The following is a 17,071-nucleotide window of genomic DNA, read 5'->3' as shown; positions in this document are numbered from 1 at the left end:
ATATTACAGATTATCACCTTTTATAAAATTTCGTCTAAATCTATTCAGACACAATTATTTGATCTCCTCCAACTTCACAGGAGTTAATGGCTTGATAATGATACCTGCCACTTGATCATATTGCGTTGCTTTTTTTCTATCTTCTGATGTGACTTCTGCAGAAAGCATATATACCTTATCGTTTTCTATATTTTTAGCTTTCAATTGATCCAAGAAATCCCATCCAGTACTTGGAGGCATATTAATATCTAAAAACACCACCTCAGGCTGTACTTCTTCCCAAGCGTCTACAGCTTCTTGTACGTTGAGGTAAGTGGTTACGTTTTCTCCAAATCCTGTTTTCTCTATCATTTTACGACAAATCAAATTATTTGTCGGATCATCATCAATAACAAAAATATTCTTGTAATTACTCATAAGTAGAATATGAAATATAATTATTCTTACATTTTAACATCCAATCAATTGGACTGATGCTAAACAATTGTGCGTCCTAATCGAAACAAAGTTTTCAACCAATAAAGCTTCAATTAGATTTCTAATATAGATGTTCTTCACATTATAAATTGATTTTTCTTTATGATTTGTCAGACTTTATTCAAATCGGCTATTATGAACAATGTTAAATACAATATTCATTAATAGCCTTTAAGCTGTACAAAGATAAATTACTTTTGGGAATTCTTGGGCAAAATATTGAGCATAAAAAAAGGTGAGCATTACTCACCTTCTTTCTAACCAATTCAATTATTTAAACTTCCATCGAAATATATTCATTAAAGAATGATACTAAGTCACCCTTTAACTAAGTCAAACAGGAAATTGCGATTTTTTCAATCATTTCCTTATTTGGTTGACTTCTTGACTGTAAACATATTATAATATTAACTATTTCGCAAATAATCAACGTATTATTTTAAACTTTTCGAATAAAAATACTGTTTTGTATCTAATTTATAATCAAAACACTATGCACTCGATGCTTTAAACTATAGATTTAGTAGAGTAATTGTATTATCTACACCGCAACCGGTTTCGGTATTTTTTTTACGGATTTAATATTTTTACTCACGAAATCAGATGCTTTTTTGAAAAAATTATATTTGAAGACATTCAGATTATTACATTTTCCAAAGGGTTGTTATCAATCTAGAACTCTTATTATTAAAGACTGACATTTTTTGTATAGCGATCAAGTTCATAGTAACTTGCGGAAATATTTTGACAAAAAAACTTTTCAATGGATATCTCAACTGCGCAACATGCCCTCAAACAGTATTTTGGGTATGACCGATTCAGACCAATGCAAGAGGACATTATCCAAAATGTGCTTGCAAAACAAGATACGGTTGTCTTAATGCCTACAGGAGGTGGAAAGTCAATCTGTTATCAGATTCCAGGAATTATTTCTCAAGGAGTAGCCATTGTAATTTCTCCCTTAATTGCACTGATGAAAGATCAGGTGGAAAACCTTAAAGCAAACGGTGTTCCTGCAGCTTATTTAAACAGTACGTTATCTTACACTGAAATGAGGGAGGTGGAAGAAGACCTTATTCATGAAAGGTTGAAACTTCTATATATCTCTCCTGAAAAACTACTTACTTCTCAATTTCTAGATTTCCTATCAAGAGTATACATCAGCTTTATTGCAATTGATGAAGCACACTGTATTTCTCAATGGGGACACGACTTCAGACAGGAATACACCAAACTTATTTCTTTAAGACAGCGTTTCCCAGATGTATCATTTATTGCTTTGACAGCTACAGCAGACAAAGCCACTAGAAATGATATCGCAAAACAGCTGGGTATGACTGATCCAAGAATGTTCATTTCTTCTTTTGACAGACCCAACTTAAGTCTGAGAGTGGAAGCGGGGCAGAAAAGGATAGAGAAAATTTTGCATTTCCTTGCTGAAAGACCTAATCAGTCAGGAATTATTTATTGTTTATCGAGAAAAAATACGGAAAGCCTTGCGACAAAATTACGCAACGCCGGACATAACGCTTTATATTATCATGCAGGGATGCCTGCAAATGAAAGGGCTAGAGTACAAGAAGGATTTATCAAAGATGATATTCCTATTATCTGTGCTACTATTGCCTTTGGTATGGGAATCGACAAACCCAATGTGAGATGGGTGATTCACTATAATCTTCCTAAAAATATGGAAGGCTATTATCAGGAAATTGGTAGAGCGGGTAGAGACGGGTTGCCGTCTGATACTTTGCTTTTCTACACATTTGCTGATGTAATGCAATTGAGAGATATGGTGGGGGAAAGTGGACAGTCACAGCTTCAACTTTCTAAACTTGAAAGAATACAACAATATTCTGAAACGAGAACCTGCCGTAGACGTATTTTATTAAGTTACTTTGGAGAAAGTCTTGAGAAAGACTGTGGCAACTGTGATGTATGCCGAAATCCTCCAGAACTGTTTGATGGAACTGTCATTGCTCAGAAAGCAATGTCGGCTGTGATCAGAGCCAAAAGGGAAATGAATAAATCTCTTTCTGCTGGTATGCTGATTGATATACTAAGAGGTTCTAGAAGAATAGATCTTATTCGTCAGGGGTTCGATCAAATCAAAACATACGGTGCTGGTCATGATATTTCTTATGATCACTGGCAATTGTATTTACAGCAGATGCTCAATCTTGGATTAATTGAGATCGCCTACGAACATCATAACACTTTTAGAGTGACAAAAGCAGGTGAGAATGTGTTAATGGGGAAATTTCCTGTTAATTTTGCGAAGCTTTCACAGTTTAAGGAAACACCTTCTTCTAAGGCTCCAACGAAGAAAGTGACAGCGAAGGAACAACTGCGTCAAGACTTGTTTGAAACACTTAGAGTGCTTCGTAAGAAAATTGCTGATAAAGACAGCATTCCTCCTTATGTTGTATTCAGTGATGCTACATTAAAAGACATGACAGAGAAAATGCCTATTTCTGTGCATGACATGATCAAAGTATCTGGTGTGGGTGAAACTAAGCTTAGAAAGTATGGTAATGAATTTATTGGAGCTATTGTTCATTATATCATTTCCAAATCTAAAGAAGGCTTTAAAATCAAAGGAAGTTCACTTCTGCTGACTTATGAACTGTATCAGAAAGGTCTTTCTATCCATGAAATCGCTCAAGAAAGAAAGCTAAGAGATGAAAGTATTTTAAATCACTTGGCTTCTTTGTATGAGATGGGATACAATATTGATATTTTCCAATATGTAGATGGAGAACAACTAGAAGCTGTAGCAGAAGCAATCAGAAATGTAGGGGCGAATCAAGGAGTAAAGGCAATTTTTGATTATTTTAATGGAGAACTTCCATACCGCTGTATCTATTTTGGTATGGCACATTTTAATAGAACTGTGGGTGTGTAAAGGATTTTTGCACACTTTGAACATATATAATTTAAGTAGAACATTATCATGAGTGAAGGGAAAAAGCACAAAGCAGGTTTTGTGAGTATTGTAGGAAAACCAAATGTTGGTAAATCAACGTTGATGAATGAGTTGGTGGGAGAGAGGCTTTCCATTATTACAAGCAAGGCGCAAACCACTCGACACCGTATTATGGGGATTATGAGTTCTGAGGATTATCAGATTGTTTATTCAGATACTCCTGGTATTATCAATCCTAAGTACGAATTGCATGAGTCTATGATGGACTTTGTGGACAACTCTTTGAATGATGCTGATGTTGTACTTTTTGTAACAGATATTTTTGAAACTTTTAAAGAGAAAGATGCTCTTATAAAGTTGGAGAAAACAAAGGCACCGATCATTGTCATTATCAATAAAATTGATCAGGCAAAGCAAGATGATGTCTTGAAAAAAGTAACATACTGGCAAGAAAAGCTTAATCCTAAAGTGATTATGCCTGTTTCTGCTTTACATGGCTTTAATGTCCCCGCCATTCTAGATGAAATTCTTAATCTACTTCCTGAACATGAGGCTTTCTATGACAAAGAAGAGTTGACGGATAAACCGATGCGTTTCTTTGTTTCTGAAATCATCAGAGAAAAAATCTTTATGCACTACAAAGAAGAAGTACCTTATTCTTGTGAGGTGATTGTAGAAAGCTTTAAAGAAAGTGATGATATGGTGAAAATCAAAGCTACAATTATGGTAGAAAGAGAAAGCCAAAAAGGTATTATCATTGGCAAAGGTGGTATTAAACTGAAACATGTTGGGGCTGATTCAAGAAAAGAATTAGAAAAATTCATTCAGAAAAAAGTATTCCTTGAAACGCATGTGAAAGTAGATTCAGACTGGAGAAAGAATGATAAAAGCTTGAAGATGTTTGGTTATAAGAATGATTAATCTCTGATACCTTATTAATAAAAAAAGACCTCTTACAGGACAAATACTGTAAGAGGTCTTTCTATTTATATGGAATACTTTCTAGTTATCTACTCGGATGAAAATATTGGCATTTGTTTCATTTCTTCTTTCGTCTCCCGCTTTAAACCTTAGTTCATAGTTACCAGTATCTGGGAAAACAAAAGACTCATTATAAGGAATTGAATCATTTCCAGGAGTAGGCGTCGCTACTGGGAACACTTGTATCAATGAATCGGTAATTCCTCCGTTTTCAATATTATCTGGATCATACAAAAGCCAGAACATCTCCATAGAAAGAGAGTTCGTGTTTTTATCCAAATCTCCTAAAATAAAGTTGATTGGGAAGGTTACATCCTTTTGTGCTGTAGTAGAATCCTGCTCTATCTCAGAAAATTTATAGAAAGGAGTATAGTTTCTAAACTCCATCGCTATCGTTGCTCGCTGTGCATTATTTAGAGCTACATCTTTAGCATCCATGTGCACATTATAATCTCCTGTTGCCGCTACTGCTGAATTGTCAGAATCTGGACCTGAAGCCACTCTTATCGTTCTGAAAATTTCTGTCTGAGCTCCAGCAACCGGAAATGTATCAAATTGATTTAGATAAGCGGGTACTCTCAAACCCGGTGAATCATCCCCTCCTATATATTCAAAAGAAATGGTATAAGAAAGCATACTGCTCTCGTCTCTAAAAAAAGCACGGATTTCAAGATCAGTACTTAAAGTATCAACATCCACCTCACCGTTTTTCCCATCATTATCATTGATCAGAAAAAACTCTATCACTGGAGGAAAAGTATCTACATACCTTTCACAAGAAGTGAAAAAACACAGTGCTATTATTATATTAAATATATATAGAGAGAAATTTCCCTTCATAATTTCTTCTTTAATTAGAACTTTTTAAAGAGTAACACGCCTGTAATAATCAATGCGATAAGTACAAAGATGTTCAAAATAATCTGAATCATCGGTGTATTATCCATAGATAATAAAGTGTTATCTGCATTTTTCATAGCGTCATAAAAAGAACCAAGGTCTGTTTTTGAGATTTTAGCATCTCTAAGACTCTTTCCTTTTACCACCACTGTGCCTTCAGGATATAACGTTTCGTATTTCTTTGTTCTTGTATTGAAAATTGTCAGGCTGATAAAATCCTTCAAATTATATTCCCCTGGCTCTTGTGGCTCTATATAATAGACAAACTCTTTTGAACCTACCACCTTGCCATTGGCTCTCTTAATGTTTTGAGATACACTCGGAGGGTAGAAAAGTAAATCTTCTGATTCTACTAAGTCCGGCTCACGGATTGATGAAATATTACCTACACCTTCCACTTTAAATTCAAGCGTTACACTTTCTCCTGTTTGAATCTCTGTGTCGCTCAACTTTTGTTTTAAGCGGTAATTCCCCACACTCGCAATACTCTTAAACTGACTATCTGGAAGTGGCTTCACCTTTACTGTTCTTCCTCTTGACTTAAACACCTCAACGGTCTCTTTGCTATTTCTGCCAAAGAAAGACTGTCTTTGTGCCACCTGATATTTGATCATCTGAAGCTCTGTAGGCTCAATCACAATATCTTCAGTATTCAGAGGATAGAACATTGCCTCATATATCTTGTACTGACGGTAAGATTTACCATTTACAGTAACATATTCTGAATGTACAGACTCAATATTAAAGTTTTCTTCCCAACAGTTTTTAGGTTTTACTTTCTTTAAAATCTCAGTCACTTGCTCATCCAGTTTATAAAAATCCATTTCTGCTCTGTTCGTCACAGCCACATAGAAAGAGATGTCCATTTTAAAACCTTCTCCTCTGTATACACTGTTCTTATCAGTGCTTACTGAGAAAAATGCATCTGCTTCTACATCTATAAATTGTTGGTTTTGTTGGTTTCTTGATGAACCTCCACCCCAGAAATCTGCAAAAGGATCATACACCTGTCTTTGTACCGGAGCACCTACTTTGATGGTTGCTCCATTACTATTTACAGATTTTCCATTGACAGACATTGTAAAAGGTGCCAGCTTGAATGTACCTTGTTGAGTAGGTGCATACATCTGAACCACACTCTGCTGTGTCGAAACCTGACCATTTATAATTGAAGTCTGACTTGATGTAGACGGTCTTCCTTTTTTGAATCCTGCAATATCAGGAAACTCTGAATACTTGGTCAAACGACCGTTTTTAACAGTTAAAGTGATTTCAAAATTTTCATTCTGACCAATCTCTGTTCTACCGATTGCAATACTTACTGTTTGTGCATAAGTAGAAAATGACAACAGGATTGAGCAAAGTACAAGAAGCCCAATTTGTTGTATTGAGCCTTTAAAAGTAAAAAATTTCAATAGTGATCTTTTCATACCGTAAATATCTATAATTCGAAGGAAGAAAAGATGTGAAAAAAGTTTAAAAAAATGTATTATAACTAATAAAAATGTAACTTATACACTATATTAGCGTTACACTTATTAGCAGATGTCAAAATAATTGTTCAACCAAATTTTTAATTTTCAAGATAACCAAGTAAAACCGTACCCGATCATGCTTGAATATACTAAGGTAATTCTCAAAAAAGTGTCATTTGACAGACACTTATTTTTAAAAGAGTTACGCAAATCTTTGGGAATCCTATCGATCAACGAGGTTCTTTCTTTGAGATCATGGGGAAAATCAAACTTTCCAAAGTATGCCTTTACGATCCAAAATGAGTGCAACAAACATATTAATTCGTATGCACTAGTTGGCTAAAATAAAACATACTCACTCACATTAAAAAATCAAGAAATTATTACAGTGGTCACCTAAACCAGAAGGTGATCACTTTTTTTGTGTAAAAGAAATATTTCTCTTTAAGCCCTCAAGCTTTGTTCTTTTTACAGCTGACTTTCTAAAAATTTCCTTAAACACCTCATCTGTAATCTCTTGCCAATCATTTTTAGACATTTCACCTAAGTGATCATGAGGAGAAAATTCAGGTGTATTGTGTGGTTTTGAGAATCGATTCCAAGGACAAACATCCTGACAGATATCACAACCAAAGATCCAATCTTCCATTTTTCCTTGAAACTCTTGAGGGATCTGATCTTTTAGTTCTATAGTCAAATAAGAAATACATTTACTTCCATCTACAATTCCTTTTTCCGGAATTGCATCTGTTGGGCAAGCATCAATACATCGGGTACACGTTCCGCAGTAATCTTTGATTGGAGCATCTTCCTGAAGATCTAAATCAATAATCAGTTCCGCTAAAAAGAAGAAGCTCCCCATTTGTCTATTCAATAGCAAACTGTGCTTCCCAATCCAGCCTAAACCCGCTTTTTTAGCCCAAGCTCTTTCCATCACAGGAGCAGAATCTACAAACACTCTCCCTTCCACTTCACCAATTTCAGCATTGATAAACTTTACAAGGTCCTTGAGCTTTCGTTTTATCACATAATGATAATCTTCTCCGTAAGCATATTTTGCTACTTTGAAATTCCCTTCCTGTGCTAAATCTTTGGCTGGAAAATAATTATAAGAAAGCATTACCACTGATTTTGCTCCTTCTACCAACTTAGTTGGATCAAGTCGCTTATCAAAATGATTGGCCATATAACCCATTTCCCCATGCATTCCTGCTTTCAGCCATTTTTCCAAAGGATCTGCTTCTTCCTCCAAAAAACCTGCTTTTGCAATTCCACATTCTGAAAAACCAAGGCGTTTTGCCTCTTCCTTTATAAGTCTTGAATACTTTTCCTTTTGATTTACCTTATCCACAATGATTATTCAATGCATCTATTGACACCCTGCCACATTGCTCTATTTCATCAATAAAAGCACTGTCTATCCGTGTCATTCCTTCCGCTTCTTTAGTAATAAACTGAAGTCTAGTAGCACCTATTGTTCCCGCAATACCTTTTAAAGTATGTAACGACTGAAGAAGTAACGGGGTATTATTGTCCGTAATTCCTCCTCTTGCCTCAGAAATCAAATCATAAAAATCCCTCTTAAAGCATTTTATGATGGCTAGTTGCTGATATTCTTCTTGTGCAAAGGTCTTAATTTCTTCCCAAACCTTCATCTTTAATAGAGGAATAGTAGGGTATGTTTTAATAAAATTAGGTTTCATAGTCAATATTTTTTACGATATGACTAATACTCCGTTTTAGTTCCCATGTAAGATCTTTTTTTTATTCCATTTTTCTGACGTTAATCTTCAAAGAATAAAAGGTCTAACTCTTAAAATCATGGTAATCGAAGTATTCTTTACTCCTTCAATCCTAATTTGGATTAAAAAGTTCCAAACCTTATCTCCGTTACCCCTAAATACCCAAATTTCTTTACAATATCACAGATGTAGAATTTATATCAATAGCATCTCAAAATTAATAAACGTAAATATTTACGTACTTTATTACACTTCTCAAATGAAATTTCTTTCCAGTCTACATTACTCAATCACATGATTTCTTAGAATAATACAACTAAAATAAACATCGTAATTATTTACGTTCTAATACAAAGGAAATTTATACAAGTAGTAAGGAAGTATATACAATCAATCTTTGAAGAAATGAATTGATATTTGTACTCAATAAATTTCATTATTTAGATAAAATAGATTGCTTAGGTATTAAGCAGTTATACAATTAAAATCGGAAGTTTTAGACCTTCTTTTTTTGACTACTCAGCGTTAGAATTTCATCACATAGCTATGCTATGCTCTTCAATTCTGCCTTGATTAGGCAAAAAAATAATAATCTAACTTTTCCCAATTTTAAGTGTTTAACTGCTTGAAAACGGGTATAGCTTGTAGGTCAATATGAAAAAGAATTTTAAAAAATAGTACATTATTACTATAGTCTTTATTTTGCAGAAAATTACATACCATGATCATATATAATATCTCCTTCCATGTAGACGATGAAGTGCTATCTGCATGGAAAGAATGGATGAAAACTTTTTTCATTCCTGAAGTTGCGAATACCAAGTGTTTTAAAAGTCATAAACTAATGAAATTATTGTCTGAGAAAGCGGAAGCTACCGGAAGTAATTTTGCACTGATGTTAGATGTAGAAACCTTATCTGACGCTGACCGTTTTATGAGACAACACGAACAGGATTTGCATGTTCAACTCAAACAGAAATTCGGAGAGAAAGTAAGTCAGTTCCGCTCTGTATTAAGAGAAGAAACGATCTAAAACGATTTTAAAAACAACATGAACACATTTTTTCGATCAATTTATCTAATAGGTCTATTCCTGATAGGGATGGTATCTACTACCAATGCCCAATTGATTAACCCTGTCAAATGGAGTGCTGAACTATCAAACAATTCACCTCAGAAAGGAGACGTTATCACTATCACTTATAAAGCTGATATCATAGACGGATGGTACCTTTATTCTTCAGATTTTGATCCTGATTTAGGACCAATGCTGACAGAGGTAGAATATACTTTGAACAAAACATTTGAAGTTGCAGGAAAGTTTACTCCAGTCAATCCAAAGAAAAAATACGATGAACTTTGGGAGGGTGATATCACGTACTTTAAAAAACACGGTGAATTCACTCAGCAATTAAAAATCCTTGAAGTTCCTTTTAAAATAGAAACAAGTATTTCAGGACAAAGCTGTTCAGATGAAACAGGACAGTGTATTCCATTAAGTAAAGATTTTACTTTTGAATCCCCAAAACAAGCGGAGGGCAGTGCTGAAGATGAGAGCATTCTTGGCTTTATGATCTCAGCTTTTCTGTTTGGATTAGCAGCCATTTTTACGCCTTGTGTTTTCCCAATGATCCCGTTAACAGTGTCATTTTTCACTAATCAAAGTGGCGGAAAGTCTAAAGCATTTTTATATGGATTTTCAATCATTGCGATTTACGGTTTCTTTGGTGCAGTATTAATCCCTTTAACTAAGGATGCCACTTTCGCAAATCAGCTTAGTAACCACTGGATACCGAATACTTTATTTTTCGTCACCTTCATCATTTTTGCCTTGTCTTTCTTTGGGATGTTTGAAATAACACTTCCTAGTTCATTGGTCAATAAAATGGACAAGCAATCTGATAAAGGAGGATTAGTAGCTATATTTTTTATGGCATTTACATTGGTACTAGTTTCATTTTCATGTACAGGTCCAATTGTAGGTTCCATTCTAATTCAGTCTATTAACGGAGCGGCATTAAAGCCTGTTTTAGGTATGATTGCCTTTGCTTCTGCATTCGCATTGCCTTTTACGATCTTTGCACTTTTCCCTGGCTTAATGAAAGGCTTGCCAAAATCAGGTGGATGGTTAAACTCAGTCAAAGTAGTTTTAGGTTTTATTGAATTAGCATTTGCATTTAAATTCTTATCTAACATTGACAATGTATATCATTTACACATTTTGGATAAGGATATTATGTTAGTGATATGGATTGCGATATTTATGATGCTTGGTCTCTATTTATTAGGAAAAATAAGACTGCCTCATGACTCTCCAGTTGATTCAATCAGTCCTCTAAGAATGATCTTAGCAACAACCGTTTTTGGTTTTGTGATCTATATGATTCCTGGCTTATTTGGTGCTCCAGTAAAAATGCTGTCAGGTATCTTACCACAGTCTTCACGTCATACATTTGATATTAGAAGTGTTATCCGCGAAGAAATAGATGCGGCTCAAATTTCTGGACCAAACAAAAAGCAAACACTGCTGACTCCTGTGAAATATGACGATTTGTTTGATTTACCACACGGTCTGAAAGGTTATTTTGATTACGATCAGGCGATAGAAGCTTCTAAAAAATTCGGCAAGCCTATCTTCCTTGACTTTACAGGACACGGCTGTGCCAACTGTCGTAAGATGGAGGATAATGTTTGGTCAGACCCTAGAGTATTACAGCGTTTAAGAGAAGATTATATCATTCTAGCGTTATATGTTGATGATCCAACAGAATTGCCAGAAGAGGAGTGGATACAATCTACTTTTGATAAGAAAATGAAGAAAACAATTGGAGCGAAGAACTTCGATTTCCAAATCGTAAAATTCAACAGTAATGCACAACCGTATTACTGCTTATTGAATAGCGAAGGTGAAAAGATGATTCCAGCGAAAGCGTATGACTTAAATGTGGAAAACTTTATCAACTTCTTAGATGAAGGCGTAAAGAACTTCAAAAAATAAATCACATTAGATATAGATTTTGGCCTACTCTTTGAAATTTATTCAGAGAGTGGGCCTTTTTTATTACTTTTGGTTTTAATTTAATCCCTCAGGGCAATAGTGCCTATTTTTTTACGCTTATTCGATTGATAATATTTCGCTAAATAAGCTATTGATGTAACTAAACATGAAACATTTCAAAAAGGTTATACAACAATTTAATTTTACGTCCTTAATAACTCTACTTCTATTGGTCAGCTTGTCTTCTTGCTCTATCAAAAAGAGTATTTTGTTCAAAACAGACAAAAGTATTAATGAAGAAGTTTTTTTAGATGCACAACAATCTGCTCTACATAATTACGTCATTAATATTGATGATAAAATAGCTATGTCTGTTTTCACAAACAACGGAGAGGCTATTGTTGATCCTAACGGTGATTATCTTCAACCTGAGCAAGCTTTAAAGAAAAGTAACGGGAATGCAAACTTAAATGGCAATAATGGTAACATGTTGGAAAACCCCAACAGTGCTTTCAATATGACTATCAGAGAGAACGGTGATGAACCAAAAAATTATCTTATTCAATCTGACAGCCTTGTTGTTCTACCTCTTATAGGCCCTATTAATTTAGTGGGACTGACTTTAGACGAAGCCAATAAAATATTAGCAAAAAAATACAGTGAGTTCTATTTAGATCCTTATGTAGTTACCAACTATATCAATAAAAAAGTCATTGTAATGGGAGCTACGGGAGCTAGTATTATTCCTCTTCGAACAGAACATATGACATTATTGGATGTCATTTCTCAGGCTACTCTTAGTGGACAAAGTTCAGGAAATAATGGTGTGCCCGTACAAAATGATATCATGGCGACTAATATAAGGATGATACGCCCTGATCCTGTATATGGACTGAATAAACCTGCGGTCCAGCTTATTGACCTGAGTACAATTCAAGGCATGGCGAAAGCAAATTTAAATGTTATGCCTAATGATATAATCTATATCGAACCTAGAAGAAAGTCTGATACAAGAAATTTACAAGATGTAACATTAATGGTTAGTGTTATTTCAAGTGTAGTTTCATTATACTTATTAATCCAACAGATTTCTACTGGTAATTAATCATTAAATAAAAAGTCTTTCAATGACTGATTTTGATAAAGAATTTGACGACTTCGACAGAGAAGATGGAAATATAGCAGATAGTATTGATCTTGATAAACTGGAATATGTAATCAAGAAGAATATCATCTGGGCCCTTTTATTGATCTCACTGACAACAGTGTGTGCTTTCTTGTATATACGCTGGTCTCCACGTATTTATGAAGCCACAACATTAAATCAGATAAAACTGACTTCTTCCTCTCAAGAGTTTGCTGAGAAGTTCGGAATCATGAACAACTCTCTGAATGATGGCAAACTGGAGAGTGAAATGGCATTGATCACTTCAGGTGTCACTTATAATAGAATACTTGACTCTCTGATTGATTTAAGGTTGAGCTATTATTCTGTAGGTGATGTTAGAGATTCTGAGTTGTTTGGAGAAAGTATACCATTTACTATTTCCTTTCCTTCTAATAAACTTCCTTCATTACAGAACACTCCTATCTTATTGAACTTTTCAGAAGACAGTAAGAGTTATAAACTGACTTATAACAAAGGAAAAAGTGTAGTAGAAGGATTTACAGGAAAGCCTCTTTTCTTTGAAGGAGCTGATATTATCATCGATTTAAAATCAAAATCTTCCTTAAATAATACTTACTCGTTTGTAGTCAATTCTAGGTCTTCGCTAGTAAGTTTCCTGCGTCAAAACATTAGTGTTCAGGTTTTTAATCCAAAAGCCAATACTATTCAAATCTCCTTTACAGCTGGTAATAGAGAAAAAGCAATAGCAATACTTCATGCTATCAACCTTGCTGATAGTCAACTTTCAAGAGAAGGGAAAGCCCTCGTTTATGAAAGAGCTTTAGACTACCTGTACACTCAAGCAGACCTTACAAAAGACTCATTATCACAGCAGGAAAAGAAACTAAGAGAGATCAGTTATAATAAAGACTTGTCTTCATATATGGATGCTGGTCCTATTGTCAGTAATATTCAAGAGCTTGAAAAGTCCTTGAATGAACTGAAAGGTGAGCGTAAAAAGTATCAAAAATTAAGACATTTTCTGGAAGCAGACAGTAGTATTGTTTACATACAAGCGTATGCTACTATTCTTACAGATGGTAATATTTCTTCTAGTTTAAGCGAGTTAGCAAAGTTAGAGGCACAAGCCAATCGAATGAAAAATGCTTATACAGAGAAGACTGTGGCAAGCAATGCTAAACTGGAACTTTATAAGAAGTTACGTTATGAGGTAGCTGAATCAATCAAGTTTGCCGAACAGTTTTTAGGTGAAAATATTGATGAGCTTCAAAGGGAAATTGGCAAACTAAGACATGTTTTCTATCAGAATATTGGCGGTGATCCTGACTTCAAAAAAATTGAGAAAAGAGTCGCTATTTATACCAATATATTTGACCTTCTCACCAATAAGATGATTGAAGTGAGTATGGCACAAGCTAGTACAATAGAAAGTTCTGCTGTCATCAATTCACCTAATGCGAGTAAAACACCAATTACTCCAAAAATTATGATCGCTTATGGTATTGGTGTCGCTGTAGGTGTATTTCTTTCTGTGATTCTTATTTTGATTGTATACATCAGAATGGATAAAATCAGCGGACTGAAGCACCTTGAAAGAAGAACGAATATGCCTATTCTAGGCTTAATTCCAGAATATAACAAAGAAGAAATGCCTGTTTCTAAATTGGTTGTATCTAATGATCCTAAGTCTACAATGAGTGAGGCTTTCAGGTCTGTGCGTACCAATTTGAATTTCATGATTTCAGATATTGAAAATAAAGATGAGAAAAAAGTTATTTCTGTAACGTCAACCATTAGTGGTGAAGGCAAAACATTTATTGGTTCTAACCTTGCCGGTATTATTGGAATGTCGGAACAGAAAGTAGTCATGGTGGATCTTGACCTTCGTAAACCAAAAGTACATCTTGCTTTTGGCGGTAATAATTATAAAGGTTCATCTTCAATCCTGATTGGGCAATCTACTATAGAAGAGTGTTTGCAAGATACAGATATTGACAACTTAAAATACATCAGTGCAGGACCTATACCTCCAAACCCATCGGAACTAGTAATGTCAAAGAACTTTTCTATTTTCCTTGAGAACTTGAAGAAAGATTTTGATGTTATCGTACTTGATTCCCCTCCAATTGGTCTTGTAACAGACGGTATGATTATCATGCAACACGTCACTAATCCTATATATGTAATTAGAGCTGATTACTCTAAAGTGTCATTTATTGACAATGCGGATAACCTCTATAAATCTGGGAAATTTAAAAATATCTCCATCATTCTTAATTCTGTTCCTGATAGAAGAAGTTATGGCGGATACGGTTATGGTTATGGAGCAATGTCATATAATGCTGGCGGATTTGGATATGGTTATACTTATGGGTATGAGTCTGATTTAAACCCAGGTGATGCCGCTTATTTTGACAAGCAAACACAACCATTCTGGAAAAGAATCTTCAACAGAAAGAAAAAATAATATTTCTTAAGACAAACGAAATAATACTCAAAATCAGTAGTTGTATTAGTAAGTTTGTAATTATTCAATTGAAATAAAAGTATTTATTATGGGTTGGTTGTCTCGTCTTTTTTCTAAAGATAAAAAAGAAGCTAAGGAGGTTTTTACATCTCCTCAAGGACCAGAAATAACCATGGACATGCATGCCCATTTTTTACCTGGAATAGACGATGGAGCTTCTAATATGGAAGAATCCATGCAAATTATAAAAGGACTGCATCAACTTGGTTACAAACACTTAGTCGCTACGCCACATATCATGAGCGACTTTTATAAAAATACGCCTGAGGGTATCAATGAGAAACTCACCTTGGTAAGGGAAGAAGTAGCTAAAGAAGGTATTGATATTACTATTGATGCCGCTGCTGAATATTATCTTGACGATGGCTTCCTGTTGAACTTAAGAAATAAAAAACCTTTCCTGACTTTCGGAAAAAATTACTTATTAATCGAAACATCATTTATCAATCCTTGTTTATTTATAGATGAAGCAATATTCATGGCTATCTCTCAAGGGTATCAGCCCATCATTGCTCACCCTGAAAGGTATAACTATGTTTTTGATGATTATGAGGAAATAAAAAGGTGGAAAAGTATAGGTGCTTTGCTTCAGGTAAACGCTTTATCTTTACTGGGTTATTATTCTAAAAGATCAAAAGCAATTGCTGAAAGATTGATTGACGATAACTTGGTTGATTTTATAGGAAGTGATTCTCATAAACCAAAACATGTTGAAGGGTTAAAAAAGGTTTTGAATTCATCTTATTATTATAAATCATTAGGTTTGAACCTTAAAAACAATCAAATTGCAACTTTTTAAAAGAAACATATAAGAGTTTGTCACTACTAGGGAAAAAAGTTTTTGTAACCGGAGGAACCGGCTTTGTAGGAGGATATATCATTCAGGCACTGATAAAAGAAGGTGCTCAAATTGTAGCTATGAATGGCATTCAAAATGATAAATCTTTTCTTCAAAACGAAAGTGATCAAATAGAGTGGGTGGATGTTCACCTCTTGGACCCTAGTCAGCTTTCTGATGTGTTGCAAGATGTAGAATATATCGTACATGCTGCCTCCATTGTTTCTTTTAATACTTCAAGAGAAGAGTTGCGTGCTGTGAATGTGGAAGGCACTGCCAATCTTGTCAATATCGCCTTACAATCCAATATCAAGAAGTTTGTATTTATCAGTTCTATTGCCGCACTGGGTATTCCTGAATTTGGTGATAAAATCAACGAGGATTCTAAATGGACTGGAGAGAAAGGCATGTCACAGTATGCTATCTCAAAATACAATGCTGAACAGGAAGTTTGGAGAGGTTTCAGAGAAGGTCTGGATATGGTGATTTTAAACCCTTCTGTCATTTTTGGAGTGGGAGATTTCAAAAGAAGTAGTCTGTCTATTTTAAATTATATTCAAAAAGGCGTTAAGTATTACCCTAGCGGGCTTTTTTCTTCAGTAGACGTCAGAGACGTATCTCAAAGTGTAGTGAACGTGTTGAACCTTCCAATCACAGGTGAACGCTACATCTTGAATGCATCCAATCTGCCTTTCAAGGATGCACTCACCATTATCAGTAAACAGCTGAATGTAAATCCACCAGTAAAGAGTATTTCACGTTCTACAGTTATGGTACTGTATTACATCAAAAAGGCACTCTCTATTTTCAGCAGTAAACAAAATGCTCTCACAAAAGATCTTATCAATACATTGTTTTCTACTTATCAATACCAAAATGCAAAAGCAGTTGAGGAATTGAACATTAATTTCCATTCTTTGGAAGAAACAATGGTTTGGATTAATTCAAACCAATAGAAGTATACCTACCTCTATTACCTCAATAATCGCCTTAAATACATTCACACAAATAGAAGTCTATTAACAACTTTGCATTATATTTATTACGATATTGTATAGAACTTTCTATTTAAAAACTT

13 protein-coding genes are annotated in these 17,071 nt (G+C 34.6%); 8 read left to right on the top strand and 5 right to left on the bottom strand.

The features are described from left to right. Positions 1-54: 54 nt before the first annotated feature. Entirely contained in the window at positions 55-417 is a 363-nt protein-coding gene (locus HHU12_RS08025) for a response regulator (RefSeq protein ID WP_169656227.1), read from the bottom strand. 823 nt (positions 418-1,240) lie between these two features. On the opposite strand from HHU12_RS08025, the gene recQ reads away from it, so the two are divergent. Together recQ and era are read left to right on the top strand one after the other, a co-directional pair. After that, on the top strand, positions 1,241-3,382 hold the full coding sequence (recQ, locus tag HHU12_RS08020) for a DNA helicase RecQ (RefSeq protein WP_169656226.1): 2,142 nt from the start codon (positions 1,241-1,243) through the stop codon (positions 3,380-3,382). Positions 3,383-3,430: 48 nt separating this feature from the next. Next, on the top strand, positions 3,431-4,324 hold the full coding sequence (gene era / locus HHU12_RS08015) for a GTPase Era (protein ID WP_169656225.1): 894 nt from the start codon (positions 3,431-3,433) through the stop codon (positions 4,322-4,324). 81 nt (positions 4,325-4,405) lie between these two features. Here era and HHU12_RS08010 read toward each other — a convergent pair whose 3' ends face one another. The 4 genes from HHU12_RS08010 to HHU12_RS07995 all read right to left on the bottom strand — a co-directional run bounded on the left by HHU12_RS08010 (position 4,406) and on the right by HHU12_RS07995 (position 8,462). Beyond that, entirely contained in the window at positions 4,406-5,224 is an 819-nt protein-coding gene (locus HHU12_RS08010) for a hypothetical protein (protein WP_169656224.1), read from the bottom strand. Positions 5,225-5,238: 14 nt separating this feature from the next. Further along, positions 5,239-6,714 (bottom strand): BatD family protein, encoded by a 1,476-nt coding sequence (locus tag HHU12_RS08005; RefSeq protein WP_169656223.1) that lies wholly within the window; start codon positions 6,712-6,714, stop codon positions 5,239-5,241. Positions 6,715-7,171: 457 nt separating this feature from the next. Next, complete coding sequence (gene queG / locus HHU12_RS08000; protein ID WP_169656222.1) at positions 7,172-8,110, bottom strand: tRNA epoxyqueuosine(34) reductase QueG; 939 nt, start codon at positions 8,108-8,110, stop codon at positions 7,172-7,174. Further along, on the bottom strand, positions 8,103-8,462 hold the full coding sequence (locus tag HHU12_RS07995) for an Hpt domain-containing protein (RefSeq protein ID WP_169656221.1): 360 nt from the start codon (positions 8,460-8,462) through the stop codon (positions 8,103-8,105). The genes queG and HHU12_RS07995 overlap by 8 nt, the downstream gene beginning before the upstream one ends. 760 nt (positions 8,463-9,222) lie before the next feature. Here HHU12_RS07995 and HHU12_RS07990 point away from each other — a divergent pair. From HHU12_RS07990 to HHU12_RS07965, 6 genes are all read left to right on the top strand, one after another. Beyond that, on the top strand, positions 9,223-9,534 hold the full coding sequence (locus HHU12_RS07990; protein ID WP_169656220.1) for a DUF4286 family protein: 312 nt from the start codon (positions 9,223-9,225) through the stop codon (positions 9,532-9,534). An 18-nt stretch (positions 9,535-9,552) separates the two neighbouring features. Then, a complete protein-coding gene (locus HHU12_RS07985) occupies positions 9,553-11,499 on the top strand; it encodes a protein-disulfide reductase DsbD family protein (protein ID WP_169656219.1) in 1,947 nt (648 codons plus the stop codon). A gap of 166 nt (positions 11,500-11,665) precedes the next feature. Next, positions 11,666-12,604 (top strand): polysaccharide biosynthesis/export family protein, encoded by a 939-nt coding sequence (locus HHU12_RS07980; protein WP_169656218.1) that lies wholly within the window; start codon positions 11,666-11,668, stop codon positions 12,602-12,604. A gap of 22 nt (positions 12,605-12,626) precedes the next feature. Next, positions 12,627-15,095 carry a tyrosine-protein kinase gene (locus HHU12_RS07975; RefSeq protein WP_169656217.1) on the top strand — a complete coding sequence of 823 codons (2,469 nt, stop codon included), beginning with the start codon at positions 12,627-12,629 and terminating at the stop codon, positions 15,093-15,095. An 88-nt stretch (positions 15,096-15,183) separates the two neighbouring features. Continuing rightward, positions 15,184-15,954 carry a tyrosine-protein phosphatase gene (locus HHU12_RS07970; RefSeq protein WP_169656216.1) on the top strand — a complete coding sequence of 257 codons (771 nt, stop codon included), beginning with the start codon at positions 15,184-15,186 and terminating at the stop codon, positions 15,952-15,954. Between the two features lie 17 nt (positions 15,955-15,971). Next, the gene (locus HHU12_RS07965; RefSeq protein ID WP_169656215.1) at positions 15,972-16,949 is read left to right on the top strand and encodes an NAD-dependent epimerase/dehydratase family protein; all 978 of its coding nucleotides are present in this window, start codon (positions 15,972-15,974) and stop codon (positions 16,947-16,949) included. Positions 16,950-17,071 lie beyond the last annotated feature (122 nt).

It is taken from the genome of Flammeovirga aprica JL-4 (assembly GCF_012844305.1).
Taxonomy (GTDB): Bacteria; Bacteroidota; Bacteroidia; order Cytophagales; family Flammeovirgaceae; genus Flammeovirga; species Flammeovirga aprica.
Note: the sequence above shows the minus strand (reverse complement) of the source record. Positions and strands in the feature narration are given on the sequence as shown.